At 58.2% G+C, this 19692-nt stretch carries 20 protein-coding genes; 11 read left to right on the top strand and 9 right to left on the bottom strand.

Annotated features, from left to right (window positions below; genetic code table 11):
- The first annotated feature begins 45 nt into the window (after positions 1-45).
- A complete protein-coding gene (locus CYG48_RS08965) occupies positions 46-471 on the top strand; it encodes an Arc family DNA-binding protein (protein WP_118850068.1) in 426 nt (141 codons plus the stop codon).
- Positions 472-533: 62 nt separating this feature from the next.
- Here the strand turns inward: CYG48_RS08965 and CYG48_RS08960 are convergent, their stop codons facing one another.
- From CYG48_RS08960 to CYG48_RS08930, 7 genes are all read right to left on the bottom strand, one after another.
- Complete coding sequence (locus CYG48_RS08960) at positions 534-1448, bottom strand: hypothetical protein (RefSeq protein WP_118850067.1); 915 nt, start codon at positions 1446-1448, stop codon at positions 534-536.
- Positions 1448-1813, bottom strand: a complete 366-nt coding sequence (locus CYG48_RS08955) for a phage tail assembly chaperone (protein WP_118850066.1) — start codon at positions 1811-1813, stop codon at positions 1448-1450. Before CYG48_RS08955 ends, CYG48_RS08960 begins: the two co-directional genes overlap by 1 nt.
- Positions 1810-2400 (bottom strand): DUF2163 domain-containing protein, encoded by a 591-nt coding sequence (locus CYG48_RS08950; RefSeq protein WP_118850065.1) that lies wholly within the window; start codon positions 2398-2400, stop codon positions 1810-1812. Before CYG48_RS08950 ends, CYG48_RS08955 begins: the two co-directional genes overlap by 4 nt.
- Positions 2397-3047: a hypothetical protein gene (locus CYG48_RS08945; RefSeq protein WP_118850064.1), complete on the bottom strand. Its 651-nt coding sequence runs from the start codon at positions 3045-3047 to the stop codon at positions 2397-2399. The genes CYG48_RS08950 and CYG48_RS08945 overlap by 4 nt, the downstream gene beginning before the upstream one ends.
- Entirely contained in the window at positions 3047-4774 is a 1728-nt protein-coding gene (locus CYG48_RS08940; protein WP_150132710.1) for a phage tail tape measure protein, read from the bottom strand. The genes CYG48_RS08945 and CYG48_RS08940 overlap by 1 nt, the downstream gene beginning before the upstream one ends.
- 145 nt (positions 4775-4919) lie before the next feature.
- Positions 4920-6560: a terminase large subunit gene (locus CYG48_RS08935; protein ID WP_118850062.1), complete on the bottom strand. Its 1641-nt coding sequence runs from the start codon at positions 6558-6560 to the stop codon at positions 4920-4922.
- On the bottom strand, positions 6535-6930 hold the full coding sequence (locus CYG48_RS08930; RefSeq protein ID WP_118850061.1) for a phage terminase small subunit P27 family: 396 nt from the start codon (positions 6928-6930) through the stop codon (positions 6535-6537). Before CYG48_RS08930 ends, CYG48_RS08935 begins: the two co-directional genes overlap by 26 nt.
- A gap of 133 nt (positions 6931-7063) precedes the next feature.
- Here CYG48_RS08930 and istA point away from each other — a divergent pair, with 133 nt between their 5' ends.
- Positions 7064-8590 carry an IS21 family transposase gene (gene istA / locus CYG48_RS08925; protein WP_118851503.1) on the top strand — a complete coding sequence of 509 codons (1527 nt, stop codon included), beginning with the start codon at positions 7064-7066 and terminating at the stop codon, positions 8588-8590.
- Complete coding sequence (gene istB, locus CYG48_RS08920) at positions 8580-9392, top strand: IS21-like element helper ATPase IstB (RefSeq protein ID WP_057352983.1); 813 nt, start codon at positions 8580-8582, stop codon at positions 9390-9392. Before istA ends, istB begins: the two co-directional genes overlap by 11 nt.
- A gap of 37 nt (positions 9393-9429) precedes the next feature.
- Here istB and CYG48_RS08915 read toward each other — a convergent pair whose 3' ends face one another.
- The gene (locus CYG48_RS08915) at positions 9430-11283 is read right to left on the bottom strand and encodes a hypothetical protein (protein ID WP_118850060.1); all 1854 of its coding nucleotides are present in this window, start codon (positions 11281-11283) and stop codon (positions 9430-9432) included.
- A gap of 785 nt (positions 11284-12068) precedes the next feature.
- Between CYG48_RS08915 and CYG48_RS22285 the strand changes: the two genes are divergently transcribed.
- The 8 genes from CYG48_RS22285 to CYG48_RS08875 all read left to right on the top strand — a co-directional run bounded on the left by CYG48_RS22285 (position 12069) and on the right by CYG48_RS08875 (position 18730).
- Entirely contained in the window at positions 12069-12311 is a 243-nt protein-coding gene (locus CYG48_RS22285) for a hypothetical protein (protein WP_150132709.1), read from the top strand.
- A 174-nt stretch (positions 12312-12485) separates the two neighbouring features.
- On the top strand, positions 12486-13100 hold the full coding sequence (locus tag CYG48_RS08905) for a hypothetical protein (RefSeq protein WP_150132708.1): 615 nt from the start codon (positions 12486-12488) through the stop codon (positions 13098-13100).
- A 1011-nt stretch (positions 13101-14111) separates the two neighbouring features.
- Positions 14112-14264 (top strand): hypothetical protein, encoded by a 153-nt coding sequence (locus CYG48_RS22480; RefSeq protein ID WP_199925111.1) that lies wholly within the window; start codon positions 14112-14114, stop codon positions 14262-14264.
- 80 nt (positions 14265-14344) lie between these two features.
- Positions 14345-14623: a hypothetical protein gene (locus tag CYG48_RS08895; RefSeq protein WP_118850056.1), complete on the top strand. Its 279-nt coding sequence runs from the start codon at positions 14345-14347 to the stop codon at positions 14621-14623.
- 263 nt (positions 14624-14886) lie between these two features.
- The gene (osmF, locus tag CYG48_RS08890; protein WP_118850055.1) at positions 14887-15801 is read left to right on the top strand and encodes a glycine betaine ABC transporter substrate-binding protein OsmF; all 915 of its coding nucleotides are present in this window, start codon (positions 14887-14889) and stop codon (positions 15799-15801) included.
- A 90-nt stretch (positions 15802-15891) separates the two neighbouring features.
- Positions 15892-17058 carry an ABC transporter permease gene (locus CYG48_RS08885; protein WP_118850054.1) on the top strand — a complete coding sequence of 389 codons (1167 nt, stop codon included), beginning with the start codon at positions 15892-15894 and terminating at the stop codon, positions 17056-17058.
- Positions 17055-17993: an ABC transporter ATP-binding protein gene (locus CYG48_RS08880; RefSeq protein WP_118850053.1), complete on the top strand. Its 939-nt coding sequence runs from the start codon at positions 17055-17057 to the stop codon at positions 17991-17993. Before CYG48_RS08885 ends, CYG48_RS08880 begins: the two co-directional genes overlap by 4 nt.
- The gene (locus CYG48_RS08875) at positions 17990-18730 is read left to right on the top strand and encodes an ABC transporter permease (RefSeq protein ID WP_118850052.1); all 741 of its coding nucleotides are present in this window, start codon (positions 17990-17992) and stop codon (positions 18728-18730) included. The genes CYG48_RS08880 and CYG48_RS08875 overlap by 4 nt, the downstream gene beginning before the upstream one ends.
- A 5-nt stretch (positions 18731-18735) precedes the next feature.
- Here CYG48_RS08875 and CYG48_RS08870 read toward each other — a convergent pair whose 3' ends face one another.
- Positions 18736-19656, bottom strand: coding sequence for a DMT family transporter (locus tag CYG48_RS08870; RefSeq protein ID WP_118851567.1), 921 nt, complete (start codon positions 19654-19656; stop codon positions 18736-18738).
- Positions 19657-19692: the final 36 nt, after the last annotated feature.

Genomic DNA, 19692 nt, shown 5'->3' with positions numbered 1-19692 from the left:
CAAGAAGATTTTGCACACTCCGAATTATTTTGATATCGAGGCGACATGGCCAGACCATCATACCCAAGCGATGAAGTTGACAAGCTGCTCTTGCGCTTTCCGCCGGGGTTGCGAGACTCCATCAAAGAGAAGGCGGAAGAGAATGGCCGATCGTTGAACGCCGAAATCATCCACCGCCTGCAATCAAGCCTTCAGGGTCTCGGGCAGGCAAGCACGCTCGACGAAATCGCGCACCGCTTCCTGACGCGCTTCGCAACCGGTTCTTATGTCCCCGGCCAAACCGAAAAATTCAACGATCTCTATCTCTCAGCGAAGAGGCTTGAAGCCGAGGCAATCCGGAAGCTGATGGACGGCGCTCAATCTTTGCTCGCAAAGGCGGACGAGCGTCAGCAAGCGGCCGACATAGACGCTCCGATCGACGCGGATGATTTCATCCCCATGCAGAACGTTTTCGACCGCAAGAAGGATTGATTCTGGCTACCGATAAGCTCCGTTATCGGAAGCCAGGACAACAGAATTGACTTCTGAGCCTCCTATGCGGCGCGCTTGAACCAGCCGTCGAACACCGTCGGTGTGATCTCACGTGCTGGCATGAGATAGATGACCTGCGGCGCGCTCGCGGCTTTCTTCCGCCAATAGCTTTCCTTCTGACGACACCTGTCAGAGCAGAAGAGCGCATGAGGATTCGCAGCAGTGAAGCCTTCGTCGCAATAAGTGCACGTCCTTTGATATTCACGGAGCGAGTTGCCGGCGTGACTGCATGCGACTGAGCAGAACTTCGTATAGTTTTTTCGTGGGTGGAACGTCTTCTTGCAAGCGGCACATACGATATCGGGAAGCCTAACTCTGGCGGCTGCGGCGCATTTTTGCGAACAGTATTGCACACTAGAATTCTCGCTGAGAACGCCGAACGTTTCTTGGCAGCCAACGCAGATCCTCGGTGTCGTGCGACTTTTTAGGACGAGGTGATAGGCAGACCACGCCACGCTGTTGTTTCGCCAAGTTGAGTCAGCGCTGAGAAATACCCATGCAGCTTTCGCGCATTCTGTTGAGCAGAACCTATTCTTGCGCGTCCCTTCAAGCGCTTCTGCTGGCATCTCACCACCACACCGTGCGCAGTTCTCGCGAGGGACGGTGTATTCCGGCTGCCCTTGCTCCCAGGTGGGATACTTTGCGCCCATAAGCTGAAGGCACTGCCCCACGATCGTGCCTGCTTCAAAATCCGATCTCAACCAACTATGTCCCTGCATGCAGAGCGCGGACCGTAGTCCCGCATGAGCAGAGCCCTGGTTTTCGAACGGGGATGATCTCCAGTCCTTGAGGGTGTCCATGACCTTGTTGATCACGTGCTCCCGCCGCTGCCCTTTGATGATGTCCCGTGGCTTCTTCACCTTCTGGCGCTTCAGTCGCTCGCTTCTGGCTTTGAGGTAGTGGTCGAGATAGGCCATCACCGCCCCCCGCTGAACATCGCATCAAACTTCGCAGGGGTCATGGTCCGCCCTTGGACCATGTGCGGTTTTGGATCCTCCTGAGCATCCTTCTTTTCGAAGGCGCGCTCGATCCAGACTGCATCCATCGCCCGCAGGATCTCGACGTGGCGCGGCTCCATCGGCCACCGCATTGCCTGCCCGTAGGTCAGGATTTCAGCAAAGCTGATCGGGTTTGGACCTGCCGCGCCATAGGTGCGGGACCGGCTTAGATCGAGGAACCACTGCCACAGCAAATCGCCGCCGGCAGGTATCGCCGTCGTGATCTTACCTTTCGCCTCAAGCTGACGCTTCAGTTCAGCGCATAAGAGCTTCTGCAGATTCATCGAGTGACCTGGCCCCATTCCTCGGGAATTGTGCTGACCGTCGCGGCGTATTCGAAGAAGGTATCAGTCGCGAGGTTGTCGAACTGGTGCTCGGCCGAGCTCCGCTTGACGCCAGTCGAGCCACGGGCAGACCGGCCGGGCGGCTGGAGGTCAATCGAGATGGTCAACGACCTCTCGGAGCCATTCAGGGCACTCGTGCTGTACCGTACCTGGTCAATCTCGTAGATCGACGATGCGAGAATGCCCACCACCTCATCGGTATCCGGATTGCCTGCAAGGTGCGAGATGATGACCGGCGCGTTCTGGTAGTTGTATTCCTCGATCTTGGCTAAGGCGTCGTCCGGGTCGGCAACCGGAATGTTCGAGAAACTGATGGTGCGCGTTGTTACCGCGACGCCAAGGGCGCTCGACATATTGCCCATCTGCAGAAAGCGGTTTGGGACGTATTCGAGGCCGTTGAAAATAAACGACCTTCCCCCTCTGTGATATCCGACGGATTTACCGGGAAGGTCTATTCGCACAAGGTCCAGCCGAACCAGCGAGCCAGCGTCAACCAGGGCTTCTACATTAGGATCAAGAACGCTCATAGGAAGATCTCCGTTGCTGAGAAGGAAGCCTCGCGGCCGCCCCAGGACTTCGGCGCTGATACGCTACCGGGATCGATCATCATCACGGACGACGCGCGTTCGAAGTGCACCGTGGCCGCCGTGCTGAAGTTCTGCGTGTCCAACCCAAACATGACCGAGAGCGTGACGACGCCGAAATTGTTAGCGGTAGCAGACTCCATGATCCGATGCAGCGAACGCTTGAGAGGCGTCATCCGATATTCGATGTAATCCCCGGGCGAGAGTTTGAACCCTGCCGGAAGGCCAGCGATGACCTGCTGCCGGCTGTTGGTGATCGTCTGGAGAACGGCCTGACCGTTAAAGGCGCCACCACCTGATTTCGTGCCCGACAATGGCGCGCCCGTATCCATTGCGATTGGTCGAGGGCGGGACGGGTCATATGCGAGGAACGGAGCGCCGCGAGAACTGGCCTTCATCACGAAGGCATCGAACAGCCCGTAGTCGATCTCCTCGAGCCAGGCAGTTTGGAAAGCGGCTTTCCAAAAAGGCGTCATGCTCGCGACGACCTCAGAGCGACGGCCCTCCATCATGCTTGTGTCCGAGGGGCTTACCGGGTCGAACTGGCATGATGACCAGTTGATTTCCGGCATGAGTATTGGATCAGCCATCAGCGGGGCTCCCCATTCGCGTAGAGGTTTCTACGTTCTGCATCGGCCTGACGGATAACTGACACAGTTTGATTTCCAGCTTTCTCAAGGATGCGGGCCTCAAGGTCGGCCGACAGCCGAAGTTCGATCACAGACTTGCCGGAAGCGGCGGCCGTGGGCTGCGACTGCATCCGAAGGTCTACCGGGATGCGACGGCCGTCGGGCAGAGGCACTGCCGCCTCTGGTCCTGCTTCTGCGAAGATCGACGGCCGATCGGCAATCCCGCCTTTGGCGAACAGACCAATCCCGGGTTTGGAGGGAAACGCTGGGGCCGCGGGGAAGGCGCTCTTTCCGCCTCCGAACAGACCACCCAATATGGAACCCAACAAGCCACCGCCGCCGCTTCCGCCAGCCGCCTTATTGACCTGAAACAGGCTATCCAAGACGTCATCGATAAGAGTGTCCGCGATACGCTTCAGGCTGTTGACAGCCACGTCGGCCATAATCTCGAAGCTGCTCTTGTTCTGCTCGATGCCGGACCAGACGTCATCGAGCGCCGAACGGGTAAGGTCGCGATAGAGCAACGTGGCTTCTTCAGCACGTCGACGGGCTTCCTCCTCCTGATAGATCGCCTCCGTCAGTCCGATGATCTTCTTGCGCTCGTCGTCCGTAGCGGACGCTCCTGCCTGTCTGGAGGCCGCCGCTGCGCGCTTGGCGGCATCAGTGGCATTGACCAGCCGAAGCTCTTCCTCGAGTTCGGTGATGAGCTCCTGGACCGCCTTCCGCTCGCGCTCGGCTTGCGAGATAGACGAGGATTTCGAACCACTGGAGGACGAAGCCTGCGCTTCAGGCAAGGTGTCGAAGGCGCCTGCAATGCGCTGCTCGAGCAGCTTCTGGCGCAAGATATCCGTCGCGGACGGTACGCGCGACCCTTTGGGAGCTGCCTTGCTGGTCGGAGCGACAGGCGGATTAGGGCTTGCTTTGCCGTAAAGCCCGCCCATTGCCTCACCGACTTCGAGCGCGCGGCGGTTCAGTTGGAACGCATTGTACTTGTCGATGAAGCTCTGGAATGCGTTCGCGGCCTCAATGATCGCGCCCTTTAACTGCGTCCCGACATTGGTGGCGATCGCGGCGAACTTCTTGTCCACCTCCGCAGCCTTCTTGATGAGATCATCATCCATGACCGCGCCGAGGTCGTTGGCGGCCTTGATCGTATCGCGGATCCCTTTCTCGCCTTGTTCGATCAGCTTCACGAAGACCTCGCCACCGCTTCCGCCGAAGACCTCGTCGGCAATGCGGATTTGCGCCGCGCGGTCGAGTTGCGAAAGTTTCCCGATGATCTCAGTGAAAAGCGCCGACGGGTCGCTCAGCTTCGCCTTCAGCGTATCGGCATTGAGGCCGAGCCGCTGGAAAGCCTCAGCAGCGGAGCCGCCTCCCGTGACAATGAATTCATCAGCTCGGAGGTTAAGCTCCTTCAAGCCATCGACCAGGGCATCAACCCCGATCCGATTCTGCTCGGCAACAAATTTCAGTTCCTGAAAAGACTTGAGACTGACGCCCGCGATCTTTGCCTGGTCGCCTACTTCCGCGACTGAATTCGCGACGTCGCGGAATTGGGAAACAATGCCAGCAATCCCGCCGGCCGCGATGCCACCGATCACGCCGCCAATTCCAGCTTTTCCGAATTCACCAATCTTGGTGCTGACGCTAGCCAGCGCCTGGTTGATCCGCGTCGTGCTGCGGATCATGTCCTGCTCCATGTTGCGGGTCGCGCTTGCCGAGCTCGAACGCAGCTTGTTGAACGATCCGGTACCGGTTCGCTCCGCCTTGCGCATATTGCGCTCGAAATCAGTGATCCTCGCCTCAAGAGAGACCAGGAGACGTTCTGTGTCGTCAGGCAAAGGCCCACTCCTCTATGTTCCCGTCAAAAGTGTCGTAGCTGGAGACGTTGCTTTCTCCCGCCGCAGCGCGCGCCACCGCCATCGCAGCTGCCACGGCACCATCAATGCGCTCTCGGCTTTTGCCTTTATGGAAGGCTTTGTTGCCGGCCTTGTCTGTCTCGACGAGAATGTTTTCGAAGTTCCATCGCAACACTGGATGACCACCGTGACGGAAGCGTCGGCCGAGAATAGCGCGCTCTAGCTCCTTCACTGCCGGCGCCATCGTGATCCAGCCTTGCCGCATCTCAACAGCGGGGAAGCCTTCGTCTAAGAGGTTGTTGAGCATGTTGCGCGCGAGGTGAGGATCGAACGCGATCTCTCGAACATCATAGGTCGCACAGAGCTCGCGGATGTGATCTTCTACATGACGAAAGTCGACGACGTTCCCAGGGGTTGGGATGATGTATTCATCTTTGGCCCACTGTACGTAAGGGACCTTATCCCTTTGCTCACGCGCCTCGAGGTTATCTTCTGGGCAGAAGAACCATGGATAGACTATGTATCCATCACCGTCTTTCCAGGCAGCAACCACGCAGGTCAGATCGTTGTTTGAAGATAGGTCTACACCTAACCAGCAAGGCTTGTGTTCCAACTCCTGAAGCTCAACAGGGAAGGCTCCCTCGTCATAGATCGGCATATCAACGAAAGGATTTGCCGACGCATTGAGCCACATATTCAAGTTCAGCTGCTGGAAGGTCGCCCTTTCCGAAGGTTGCTCACGAGCTTCTCGAGCGTTCTTTCGCATCCCAATGATGTCGGGATAACCATAACGAAGGCCCGGATTGACCTTCAGCCAAACCGACTCATCCTGCCAGTCCGCATCAACAGGCGTCTCGAACAGTATCGGGAGCGTTGAAGGGTCTTCAACCTCCCCGCGCTGCACCTTCCTCGCATAATCGAAAAACTCCCAAGCAAGGTTCTGCTGACCACGACCGGCCGTGCTAATCACCATGAGAAGTGAGTTCGGAATTTTGACCAGGCCGCTCTTGATCGCCTCATAGAGATCGCGCTTCGGCCAAGCATGAATCTCGTCGAGCAGGGCAAAGTAGGGCGTATATCCGTGAGCGACCCTGCCGTCAGATGACATTGCTTGGAAGCTTGCGCGTTTCAGCCGGTTCCCGATGTGGTTCTCAGAGTCGATGAGTTCCAAGCGCTTGCGGCTCGTTTGCTCAACTGTGGCATTGATGATGTCCAGCGCTTCATCATAAGCAATGCGCGCCTGCTTCCTATCTGCAGCCGCAACCTTGTTCTGTCCGCCAGCTATCGCCTCAGGACCAATCGTGTGAAGCAGGGCAAGGGCCGCCCCCAGAGCAGTTTTCCTGTTCCCTCTAGGGAGCATCACTGCCACGGTTTTCGCTATTCGCTCACCTTTGCGAGCAATGACCAGACCGTTCTCATCCCACTGGTTTTCGGGGTGACACGGGCCATAGATCTTGCGGACAATGCGCTCCTGCCAGGGATCAAGCTGGAAAGCACGACCCGGCAGGCTGGATTTCGGATGCTTCAGAACGCGCAGGAACTGAACTGCTCTTTCCCCATACCCGAAGGGATCATCGATCGGGCTATCGTCAAAAATCCAGGAGAGGGGTTCCATCAAACATGTCCTTTTGAGCGCCCTCTGGATCGTCTTTCATGCGCGGCCGAGAACGCGCTGCCGGTGTCAGCCCAAGCTCGGCCGACAGCCGCATGACCGTTGCCTGAGCTTTGCCGTGGAGGGTCACTGCGGGGTTCTTCATGAGGACGCCCTTTGGACTCGTGAAGACCTGCCCATAATCGTCGAGCGCTTTTTGCGCCTGCCGCATGTTCCACAAGGCTGTCACATAGGCACCGATGACGCCGAACATCGCTTCCGTGAAATTGTGTCGGCTCTTCAGGTCAGCGACGATGGCCAACCACTCGCCGTGCATTGCCTCTGGTATGTCCTCTGGGACCTGCAACCGCGTTTGTTCTGGCGGCTTCTCCATCGCAGCTCCGCCCTCAATGACTGTTGATTTGCACTGAGAGCTGACCCGGGATTGCGGGAAATTATCACTGAGATTTGACCCATGTTTCAATCATCCCTCGCGAGGTTTCAGCGGGGGCTTTGGAGTGATCGACATGGCGTTACTGAGCGTAATCCGACGCTGGCATTTTCGAGAGCATCTTTCGATTCGGGAGATTTGCCGCAGGACCGGCCTGTCCCGGAACACTGTCCGCAAATACCTGCGGTTGGACGGCGTCGAGCCGAAGTTCAAGGTCCCGGAGCGACCGAGCAAGCTCGACCCTTTCGCAGATCGGCTGTCGGCCTGGCTGAAGACGGAATCCAAGAAGGGCCGCAAACAGAAGCGCACCCTGAAGCAGCTCCACGCCGACCTGGTGAGCCTCGGCTATGACGGTTCCTACTGCCGTGTTGCAGCCTTTGCCCGGGAATGGAAGGCAGACCGGCAGAGGGAATTCCAGACGACGGGGCGCGGAACGTTCGTGCCTCTGGCCTTCGAGCCGGGCGAAGCGTTCCAATTCGATTGGTCGGAGGACTGGGCCATCATTGGCAATGAGCGCACCAAGCTGCAGGTGGCGCATACGAAGCTGAGTTACAGCCGCGCCTTCATCGTCCGTGCCTATCTCTTGCAGACGCACGAGATGCTGTTCGACGCCCACAACCATGCATTCCGGGTCTTCGGCGGCATCCCCGGTCGCGGCATCTACGACAACATGCGCACGGCAATCGACAAGGTCGGCCGTGGCAAAGAGCGTGACGTCAACATCCGCTTCCTGGCAATGGCCAGCCACTATGTGTTCGAACCCGAGTTCTGCAATCCTGCCTCCGGCTGGGAGAAAGGACAGGTCGAGAAGAACGTTCAGGATGCCCGTCATCGTCTCTGGCAGCCCACGCCGCGCTTTCCGTCGCTGGAAGCGTTGAACGACTGGCTGGAGCAGCGCTGCAAGGAATTGTGGGCGCAGACGCCACACGGCCAGATGCGCGGCACCATCGCTGACATCTGGGCTGAGGAAGCTTTGGTATTGATGCCGGTTTCCCGGCCGTTCGACGGCTTCGTCGAGTATACCAAGCGGGTCACGCCGACCTGCCTCGTCCATCTGGAGCGCAATCGCTACAGTGTCCCGGCATCCTTCGCCAATCGGCCGGTGAGCCTCCGGGTCTATCCGGACCGTATCGTTGTCGCCGCGGAGGGCCAGATCGTCTGTGAGCACCGCCGTGTCATCGATCGCTCTCATGATCGACCGGGACAGACGATCTACGACTGGCGGCATTATCTGGCGGTCGTGCAACGCAAGCCGGGCGCTCTTCGCAATGGTGCACCGTTCGTTGAGCTACCGGACGCATTCCGAGCCTTGCAGCAATACCTCCTGAAGAAGCCGGGTGGCGACCGCGAGATGGTCGATATCCTGGCGCTGGTCCTCCAGCACGACGAACAGGCCATCCTGTCGGCCGTGGACATGGCACTGAAGTCCGGCGTCCCCACGAAGACCCACGTGCTGAACCTGCTGCATCGCCTCGTCGACGGCAAATCCTTCACACCGCCCACCATTGACGCCCCTCAGGCCCTGACGCTCATCAACGAGCCCAAGGCCAATGTCGAACGCTACGATGCGCTGAGAAAGACGGAGGCTCGCCATGCGTCATAATCCGGCAAGCGGCGCTATCGTCATCATGTTGCGGCAACTGAAGATGCACGGCATGGCCCAGGCCGTCGGCGAGCTCACGGAGCAAGGATCGCCGGCGTTCGAGGCGGCAATCCCGATCCTGTCGCAGCTTCTCAAGGCCGAGACTGCGGAACGCGAAGTTCGATCGACCGCCTACCAGCTCAAGACGGCACGCTTTCCAGCCTATCGTGATCTGAACGGCTTCGACTTCGCCAGCAGTGAGATCAATGAGGCGCTGGTGCGTCAGCTTCATCGCTGCGACTTCCTCGACGACGCCAACAACATCGTCCTGGTCGGCGGCCCCGGCACGGGCAAAACGCATATCGCCACGGCAATTGGTGTCCAGGCTATCGAACATCATCACAAGCGAGTTCGGTTCTTCTCGACCGTGGAACTGGTCAACGCGCTCGAGCAAGAGAAGTCCCAAGGCCGACCAGGGCAGATCGCCAACCGCCTGGCACACTCCGATCTCGTCATCCTGGACGAACTCGGTTACCTGCCGTTCAGTGCTTCAGGCGGTGCGCTGCTCTTCCATTTACTGAGTAAACTCTACGAGCACACGAGCGTCATCATCACCACCAACCTGAGCTTCAGCGAATGGGCCAGCGTTTTTGGCGATGCCAAGATGACCACCGCGTTGCTCGACCGGCTCACACATCATTGCCACATCCTCGAAACCGGAAACGACAGCTTCCGCTTCAAAAACAGTTCAGCCCATGAGCCCAAAACTACGAAGGAGAAACGCAGGAACTTGACCACCCCAACCACGACGGACGATACCTAAGGCGGGTCACTTCTCGGCGCAAATCCCGGGTCAGCTCTCAGTGCAAATCAACATTCTGTCCTGCCTGGGCTTCCGTTTGATAGTATTGGATCGTCCTGTCTATTGCCCTAGAGCTCCCTTTCTGAATCGCTCGACCAACCACAAGGTCGCCGCCACTGAGATAAAGCTTCAAAAAAGATGCCTCAACGATCAGGACATCATCCACCTTTGTCGAAAAGCCGTAGTCCTGTGCTGGAATTACAATCGGGATATATCGGAGGCTCTTGGCAGACTCCACGGCTATTCCTAGCGCCTTTGCGGCAACGTCAGGTCGAGTCTGCAAAAGCTGCGTTTTTCGTTTCGCTTGGGTAGCGGCAGATTTCAATTTCCCGTCGTACCGAGCTTTCTCGAAAGGATCGGCCGGCATCAACAGCAGCTTAACTTCTCCAACTAGGCAGATACCACCGAAGGCCACGAGAAGATCGATCTGCTCACCGAAGTCTTTTGTCTTTTTAACTCCATGTTCCGCAACTGAAGCGGTTTTGAAATATCGATTGTCGATAACTGCCTGCCGTATTCTGGCACGGTATATTACTTCGTATTTTTCACCCCGAGCAGCAATCGGGTTAGAGTCATCAATACCTCCCTTTTCCATCCAAGCCTCTGCCTTGCGCAAAGGGTTACTCGTTTCCAGGGCGGGAAGTGGCAAAAGATAATCATTACAGTTGGGAATCTTAACCAAGGGAGCGGACCAAAGACCTCGATTTCCCTTCTGATTTTTCGACGTTTTGATTTCGAACGTCAAAAACTCGACGATTTTTTTTGCCGTCACTGCGTCGATAGGTATCCCCTCAGCGATAGCTTGAACCAGCGTACCTTCTGGTACAGTCAGTGCTATTTCTCGTGCGTCTTTGGGCGATATTGTTTGGGGAAGCTTCGTAACCCGGCTCAGCCCGTGTGCGATGTCAAGGATCAGATGCCATGCCGATAAAAGGTGCGCCACCGTCACGCCTTTTGCATTCGGCATATCAACGTCAAGAAAATCTGCGATAAAGGAGCCTTCCAGCCCGCTTCTCTCGATCGTATATACAGGTGGTCTTGAAGAGAGATACTGCGCAGAAGACACTCGGGCCAGCACCGAATTTTCGGTCCTCCTAACTGACGTCACGGCCCTCAATCTGGAGCGCTTCCTTCGCTGACTCGGCGAAAGTGACGGCCAAATAGAGATATCGATATACGGGTAGTTCATCAAATTCGTTTGTTGGCGCTGTAGCCAACTCTGATCTAGGATCATGGCATCTGGGTCGCTAGGCATCCATATCGTTGCACCATCTTTGTCGAGGTCAAAATACCAGGCATCGAACCATGCCTGGTTCCAAAGCGTGCTCAAAAGTTTTCGGAAGCTATAGAACTTGCCGGCCGCCACGCCGAATGTAGTGAGGTCTTCGGGCGGAGCGCTCGATCCAGATACTTTAAGAGCATCGAAAAGCCAGTTTTCGGTAAGGTCTGTGCTGCTCTCGGCGAAATCCGTTGTCGTGAAATGTTGCCCGTTGTTGCCCTCGATCCGGAGACCAGAAAAGGCATCCATTGAATATATTGGATCATCTCGACGTTCTTTGGCGACCTCGTCGCGCAACTTCTCGGCGATGCGGTGATCCCGGTTCAATATAGCTACCGCCAGGATTGTGGCCCATTCTGAATCTAGGGAGCCAAAGGCAGGCGACGGATATTTTTTTGACAACTCGGCGTATTCCGAAGCTATCCATTTGGCGGCTTCATAGAGCCGAGTATCGTCATCTGTTGGGGAAATCTTCCCGTAAGCCAAATCCCAGTCTGCCTGGATATACTGACCTGAAGAGGGGGGCTTGAGGTTTGAGACGGACTTGCGGAAGTGCGTTTCAGTTATCGACATGGAAACTCGGTTTCGGTCAAATCGGGAGCGATGAGCCAAGTTTTGCATGCAAGCTTAGAAGTTCGCAACAACCGGCCAGATACATCGGGCCATCACCAGCACGAGACCTTGAGCATCATCTACAGTTGACTGCATATATTTTGATTCAGCCAACTTCCCCTAATTCCATTGCGTTCGCCAGCTTCGCGCAATTTCTACGACGTTAAGTCGCCTCCGACTTGCCTAAGAAAATCAATTATATGTCTCAATGATCAGAGGTATGTGGCGGCAGACACAGTTCGGATCAGAGGTATGCGGCGGCGAGATCAATCGGTTGCGGCGGTCTCGGCGCTAAGTTATTGATTATTGGTGGGCCTCAGTTCAGACGTTTGTGGCGGCCTACATGCACTTTTTGACCATCTGGACAAATATTCTCCAATAAAATCAATAGCCTAACTTTCGGAAAATGGTCCAGCGAAGCCGTTTTACGGTATCCTGACACCCAAAATACCGTCATGTTTTGAGGCTCGGATACCGTCAGGCCGTTTTTGCGCCAGTAAAGCCGCGTCGGTCTAAATCCAAAAATCACGTTAACTATCATATACTTAGGCGAATACACCAACTCCTCGAATCGGGGCGTTTTGGGAGGCGGCATTTTCGCCTTGGTTGCGGGTGTGGGTCCTAAACACGAAACCACGTGCAACCACACCAACCGGGGCCCAATACTCTCAACTAAATGTTGACTGCGCTGCTGACAGAGTAGATAGTATAGGAAAATAAACCTAGATTCGTCAGAGGAGTCTACTATGCGTAAACTTAGCTTCCAGAAGCGTTTTAACTGCACTGAAGGCGAGTATCTTTATAATTTGCTTGAACAGATTCGTCTGCGTGGTCCTGTGACACTGAAGGTACGTGATATACCCCACGAGATGCGCACCCAGCTTTCTGAAATGGTACAACTTGGGCGTCTGACGCAGGAGCCAATCGGCAAACATTGGCTGCGCATGTCCGAAACGTCGCAAGTCGCCAGCGCTGCCGAGATTTCATAGGAGATACCCATAACTGCTATCCCTGAAAATCTGACCTTATTGCACGGGGGTGAAGAGGACCTTCGCGCAAAGTCTATCGAGATCATCGAGGCGAACGATGAGATGTCGTTTCACGTCTCGATGATCGAAAGGTGCATGGACATGCACCATTACGTTCGTGTGAACACGGAGGACATGACCGAAGACCAAGTGATCGTGGCTCTCATCGGTGCCAGCGTGTTCAACTCAATGGCTTCAGCCATCAAGCTGCTGCTCGGCGGATACTACCAGTCGTCGGGCTTGCAGATTCGATACATCATGGAGAGCGGTTGGCTCCTCGATTATTTGAGGACCGATCCAAAACTTGTCCAAGAGTGGAAGGTCACGCCTGAAGACAAGCGCCAGAGAGCCTTCGGTCCCGGATTCATCAGGGATGAGTTGGATAAGCGCGACGGATTTACCGAAAAGAAGCGGGCCGCTCATTACAAGCGACTGTGCGTCCTATGCGGTCATCCAACCTTCGCTGGCTTCGCCATGCTCAGGCCAGAGATGAACGCCGACGCGCACATGGGACCAATGCTCGTCCCGAGTTTGCTCGAAGGCTGTATTCAGGAACTCGTTCAGGTGTCCATCACGGCGACACAGGCTCTCATGCCCTTCTTCCCGCCTCAGACGCTTTCCGACTACAAAGCGAAGGTGCAGTTCTGCGAGACCACTGGGGATTGGATGGAGCGCGTGTTTGACAAACGCCCCGACCCTACGCCAGTTATAGAACTCAAGAAGCTCATCGCGCAATTGGAGGCCCGTTAGCACACTCGAACCTACGTCACGACAGGAGGCACTACCTCCTGAAGCCAGCCCTTCATCTGGCTTTTGAATTGGAAAAAGTGACGGCATTACAGACGGTATCGGGAAAATAGGCAAGCCTAACTCATTGAAATTGTTCATTTCTTTGATCCAGTAGGGCCCACCAGCATCCTAAGTCAATGAATTTCATCATTGTTAGGCACCCGATGATCTGTCGTACGCATTGATATACGCACCGCCGTTCACATTCCGGGCCTGGGAAAGGTCAGCAAGGACACCGCATGCTGCCTAAGGGATGGTACTTGTTGTACATTGCGGACGGCGTAGATCCAGACCGACCTGGCATCTACCAATGGGAGATTGAGGGCGCCGGCGTTTATATCGGGAAGTACACTCGCCGCTCTCGCCCGTTCCTGGAATATGAGAGGAACGTGATCAAGATCCTCGTGGGTCGGCCGTACAGGCCGCAGAAGCCGGCCGCGTTCCGCCGTATCCACAGAGAACTTTGTGCCGCACACTTGGAAGGCCGAGCGATCAAGCTCACGATTCTCGAGAACTGTACCCCAGAACAGTTGAGTGAACGAGAAAGCGAGCTAATTCGGGATCGTGGTACATTGAACGGCAGGCAAAAAACGTAACGTTTTCATGCGTTTGCGCGCGCTGTGTTTCCCGTGTTTGCGTTATTGTTGTGTGGGGCCGGCGGCGCGAGAGATTTGAACCCCTCTCGTTGGAGGAGCGGGCTCTAGTCATTCAACACGAGCAGTTTGCGCGCGGCTGAAAGAGGCTCATGTGGTCCGATCTTTTTTTGATTTGAGTGCGCAGAGACGGCGCAATTTAGCCACGCCGGTTACCCATGTTCTGATCGGCTGTCCAAGACAGTGGACTATTGCCACCTTATCTTTTTGATCATCCGCTCCGACAACACTCGCAAAACGCCTCCACCCTCCCCATATAAGCATCACGGGGCAATGGCCCCGGCCGCGATTTGCGGCCAGAAACTTCCGGAGAAAAATCATGAGCCATGAAAAAGGCGCTGCTGCGCCTCTCACACCCGTTGTCGTCGCGAAGAAATATCGCATTGCCGTCGAGGACGCCGCTGCGATCCTGGAGCAGTACGGCGATGACGCCAAGGCCGTCCACAAGGCCGCTCGCCGCATCGCGGCTTGACCCATCATCCGGTGATGGCGCGGGAACATTGCCGGGAACCCGACGTTGAAGATCGAATCCAACAATGGGGACCCTCTCAAATGGCTCGCGACATCGCTCACCAGATATCCATCCTTCAGGACCAACTCGCCGACCTGAGCCGGAGCTTGACCCGGCAGGCATCCTCGAGTGCCGGTGACGCCTCGGCGACGCTTGGCCCGCTCGCCCGCCATGCGGCGAGCCACCTGCGCCAGCATGGGCTTGACCTGACGCGCACGGCACAGCGCAACAGCACTGCGACAGGCGTCGCGCTCGGGGCGCTCGCCGCCGGCACGCTTCTTGGCTTCTTCCTGGCCGGTAGCCTGCGCAAGGACGACTAAGCCCTTCAAGATCAAAGATCGCTATGCCTCGCCCGCGTGGGTTTCACGCGTGCGAGGCATTTTTGTCTGTGCTTCATCTGGTGTCTCAAGCGACGGCGGAGCCGCTCATATGGCGGTGGCGAGAAATGCCGTGGAAAATTTCTTCTCGCGGTTTGGCCGGAGAACTCGTAGGCTCGCACGAGTGCCCTAGATAAACGTCCTGTTGTTGCTCTTGTTTAAAACCAAGGCGCGTGATCGGCGCGCGATGCGAAGGAATCTTGGCCATGTCGTTCAAAGCGAAGTTCGTCGGAATTGCACTTGCAGCCAGCCTCGCCGCCACGGTGGCGCAGGCCCAGGTCGTCGTTTCCTCCAAGATCGATACGGAAGGCGGCGTGCTCGGCAATGTGATCCTCGCCATGCTCAACGCCAATGATATCCAGACGACCGACCGCATCCAGCTTGGCGCCACCCCGGTGATGCGCAAGGCGATCACCGCCGGCGAGATCGACATCTATCCGGAATATACCGGCAATGGCGCCTTCTTCTTTGAAAACAAGGCCGATGAGGCGACCTGGAACGATGCGGCGAAGGCTTACGAGACGGTGAAGAAGCTGGATTACGAGGCGAACAAGATCGTCTGGTTGTCGCCGTCGTCCGCCAACAACACCTGGGCGATCGCGTTGCGGCAGGATGTTGCGGACGAAAACAAGCTGAAGACGCTGACCGATTTCGGCAAGTTCGTGTCGGAAGGCGGCAAGGTGGTGCTGGCGGCATCGTCGGAATTCGTCAACTCGGCTGCGGCGCTGCCTGCCTTCCAGACCACCTATGGTTTCACACTGAAGCCGGACCAGTTGATCACGCTCTCGGGCGGTGACACGGCCGCGACGATCGCGGCTGCCGCCAACCAGACGAACGGCGCAAATGCGGCGATGGTTTACGGCACCGATGGCGGCATTGCGCCGTCCGGGCTCGTTGTGCTCGAGGATGACAAGGGCGTGCAGCCGGTCTACCAGCCCGCGCCGATCATCCGCGAAGAGGTGCTGAAGAAGAACCCGAAGATCGAGGAGATCCTGAAGCCCGTCTTCGAGAAGCTTGATCTCGTGACGCTGCAGGAGTTGAACGGCCGCGTGCAGGTGGGCGGCGAGCCGGCCAAGGCGGTTGCCGAAGACTTCCTGAAGAAGAACGGCTTCCTGAAATAAGGTCCGGCCGGCGTCCCGTCTCTTCGCACTGGCGATATGAAGACGGATGCCATTGCCAACCCGCGAAGTGCTTAGCGCGCAGGAGGCGGATTGAGGTTCAGGTTCGACAAACTCGGGATCGTGATCGCCGTGCTTGCCGTTTACGGGCTGCTGGCAAGCCCGTTCGCCGTGCTGAAGCCGAACCGCATCCTGCAAGGGCAGGCGAAGACCGTGCTCGAGGCTCTACCGCCGCTGGCGGGTGGGGTGCTTCTCGCCGGACTGGCGCTCGCCATCGTCATTGCGCTGCTGCGCGCGCCCGCGACCTTGAGACTAATCGCGGCGGTGGGCGCACTCGCCGGTCTCGTGCTTGCCATGGGGCAGGCGGCTGGCTTCCTCACCCCGGACGGCAATACTTACGCCCGCGTCTCGCCCGCCTCCGGTTTCTGGATCCTGTTGTTTGCCTTCGCATTGCTGACGGCGGATGCCATTACCCGGCTTCAGCCGCCACCTTGGTTGCGCGTGCTGTTTCTCGGCGTCGCGGCGGTGGCGATTGGCCTGCTGTTCGTCTCCGGTAGCTGGAACGGGCTGTCGATCATGAAGGAGTATGCCGGCCGGGCGGATGTCTTCTGGAGCGAGGCAGGCAATCATGTGAAGCTGGCGCTCGGCTCGCTTGTCGCGGCCTCGATCGTCGGGCTGCCGCTCGGCGTCCTGTGTCACCGGGTCCGGTGGCTGCGGGCAAGCGTGCTGAACCTGCTCAACCTCATCCAGACTATTCCGTCGATCGCGCTTTTCGGCATCCTGATCGCGCCGCTTGCCTGGATTGCTGCCAATGTTCCGGGCGCCTCCGAAGCCGGGATCCGTGGCATCGGCACGGCGCCGGCCTTCGTGGCGCTGTTCTTGTATTCGCTGCTGCCGATCGTCGCCAACACCGTCGTCGGTCTCGCCGGCGTCCCGCGCGAAACGAACGAAGCGGCGCGCGGCATCGGCATGACGAACCGGCAGCGCCTGTTCCAGGTCGAAATTCCGCTGGCGCTACCGGTCATCCTCACCGCGATCCGCATCGTGCTCGTCCAGAACATCGGCATGGCAACGATCGCCGCGCTGATTGGCGGCGGCGGTTTTGGCGTCTTCGTGTTCCAGGGGATCGGGCAGACTGCCATGGACCTCGTGCTTCTCGGCGCCGTGCCGACGGTGGCGCTCGCCTTCGCGGCGGCCGTCGTGCTCGATGCGCTGATCGAAATGAATTCCCGTGTCGCCAAGGGAGGGCGCGCCGCATGATCGAGATCGACGCGATAACCAAGCGGTATGGTGGCCTTGCCGTGGTGGACAATGTCTCGATGGTGATCGAGCCGCGCACGATCACCGTGATCGTCGGCACCTCCGGTTCGGGCAAGACCACGCTTCTGCGCATGATCAACCGGTTGGTGGAGCCCACCGAAGGCGTGATCCGGCTTGATGGCGAGGATAATCGCTCGATCCCGGGCTACGACCTGCGCCGCCGCATCGGTTATGCGATCCAGGGGCATGGGCTGTTTCCGCATCGCACGGTGGCGCAGAACATCGCCACGGTGCCGGGCCTGCTTGGCTGGGAGAAACGGCGGATCGACACCAAGGTGGAGGAGTTGCTGACCCTGTTCCAGCTCGATCCCGCCGTCTTCGCCGCGCGTTATCCCCATGAACTGTCGGGTGGCCAGCAGCAGCGGGTGGGTGTCGCGCGGGCGCTCGCGGCCGAACCCAACGTGCTCCTCATGGACGAGCCGTTCGGGGCGCTCGACCCGATCATCCGGGCCAAGGCGCAGGAGGATCTGAAAGCCATCCAGAAGCACCTGGAAACGACTATTGTCCTCGTGACTCACGACATGAATGAAGCGTTCCATCTGGCTGACAAGATTGCGGTGATGGACAAGGGCAGGGTGCTTCAATACGGCCCGCCTGCTGAACTCATCAGTGCGCCGGCGGAGCCGTTTGTCGGTGCGCTGGTAGGAGATGGTGACCGGCCTTTCCGGCTTCTGGCGATCGGTGCGACGGGCGCGATCGTGGAGCCGGGCGAGGCTGATGGCGAGCCGATCTCGGAGACGAGTTCGCAGCAGGACGCGCTATCGGCCATGTTATGGTCCGGACGCAGGGCGCTTCCTGTCATCTCCGCCTCGGGTCTGCCGATGGGCCGGGTCACGCTCGACAACCTCGTGAAGCATGCGGCAAGGCCTCAATGAGGTTTGTTCCGCTCCTGTTGCGCCTGCTTCTTTTTGCCGTGCTGGTCAGCTTCCTCGTGTCTCCCGACACGTTCGAGCCGTTGCTCAGGCCGCTGGTGGATGGCGGTACGCCAGCGATCTACAACCAGGGAAGCCTGCTTTCACTGACGCTGCAGCATCTGGAGATCGTTTTTGCGGCGACGCTCGCCGCGGCAATCCTGGCGATCCTGCTGGCGATCCTCGTCACGCGGCCGTTCGGGGCCGAGTTCCTGCCGTTGTCGCGCAGCCTCGTCAATATCGGCCAGACCTTTCCGCCCGTTGCCGTGTTGGCGCTCGCCGTGCCGGCGGTTGGCTTCGGGGCGAAACCGACTTTGATTGCGCTCTTCCTCTACGGGCTGCTGCCGATCTTCGAAAACACGCTGACGGCGCTTCAAAACTTGCCCCGTTCGGTCACGGAGGCGGCGCGCGGATCCGGCATGACGGCGATGCAGCGTTTGCTGAAGGTCGAACTGCCGCTGTCTCTGCCGGTCATCATCGCGGGCATACGGCTGTCGGTCACGATCAACCTCGCCACGGCCACCATCGGCTCAACGGTGGCGGCGAAGACGCTCGGCGAGGTCATCATCGCCGGCTTGCAGTCCAACAACCTGGCCTTCGTGCTGCAGGGAGGGCTGGTGGTCGGCGCGCTTGCTGTGCTGATCTATGATGCCCTGTCTGCGCTGGAAGCCATGCTGAGCCGCAGGCTTGGCCTGCGCTAGAGCGGTCAACCGTGGCTCGACTCCGTCGGCACGATCGGCTCCACATCCTGCTTCAGGTTTCCGCGGTGGAAGATGAAGAGACCCGCGAGCACAATGATCGCTGCGCCAAACAGCGTCTGCGCATCCGGGAAGTCACCAAAGAAGGCCCAGCCAAACACCACCGCCCACAGCAGGAGCGTATATTGCAGCGGCGCCAGCAGGGAGGCAGGCGCGAGTTTCAGCGAGCGGGTGATCAGCAGGTGGGCGGTGCAGGCCACAATGCCGAGAAGCAGCAGCGCCAGAAGTTCACCAAAGGTGAACGGGCTCCAGTTGCCGACCGTCAGGAAGGCGCCGGCCACGAGGCAGGCCAGCGTCTGCCATGTCACGAGCGTTGCGTCTGATGTGGAGCGCAACATGCGGCTGAGCACAATCGTCAGCGCGAAGGACACGCTGCCGACAAGGCCGAAGATCGATGGCCATGCCAGCATTTCCTCAGAGGGCCGCAGCGCGATCACGACACCGATGAAGCCGATGAGAACCGCAAGCCAACGCCGCCAGCCGATCCGCTCGCCAAGCAGGAAGTGCGACAGCGCCGCCACATAGATCGGGCCGGCCATGTAGAAGGTCATCACGTCCGCGAGCGGCAGATAGGCGACGGCCGCGTAGAACAGGCCGGTGTCTGCGGTGGCAAGCACGATGCGCAGCAGGTGGAGCGAAGGCTGCTCGACACGGTAGAGGGCCGACAGCGGCTGGCGCGACAGCATGGGGCCGAGAACGGCGAAGGCGCCGACGGAGCGGATCAGCAGGACCTGGCCGACCGAGAAGCTCGCCACCAGCCATTTGCCCATCGCGTCGTTCAGCGCGAACATGAAGTCGCCGAGAAGCATCAACAGCACGCCAATCACGACGGCGTTGCCGCCAACCGCGTAAGCCGTACGCTTGTTCATGATGTTCAAGCGCTCCTGACGCTGCTGTGATACGCC

It is taken from the genome of Neorhizobium sp. SOG26, from assembly GCF_003491345.1.
Taxonomy (GTDB): domain Bacteria; phylum Pseudomonadota; class Alphaproteobacteria; order Rhizobiales; family Rhizobiaceae; genus Neorhizobium; species Neorhizobium turbinariae.
The sequence above is the reverse complement of the archived record's forward strand: the minus strand, read 5'-3'. Positions and strand labels throughout refer to the sequence as shown.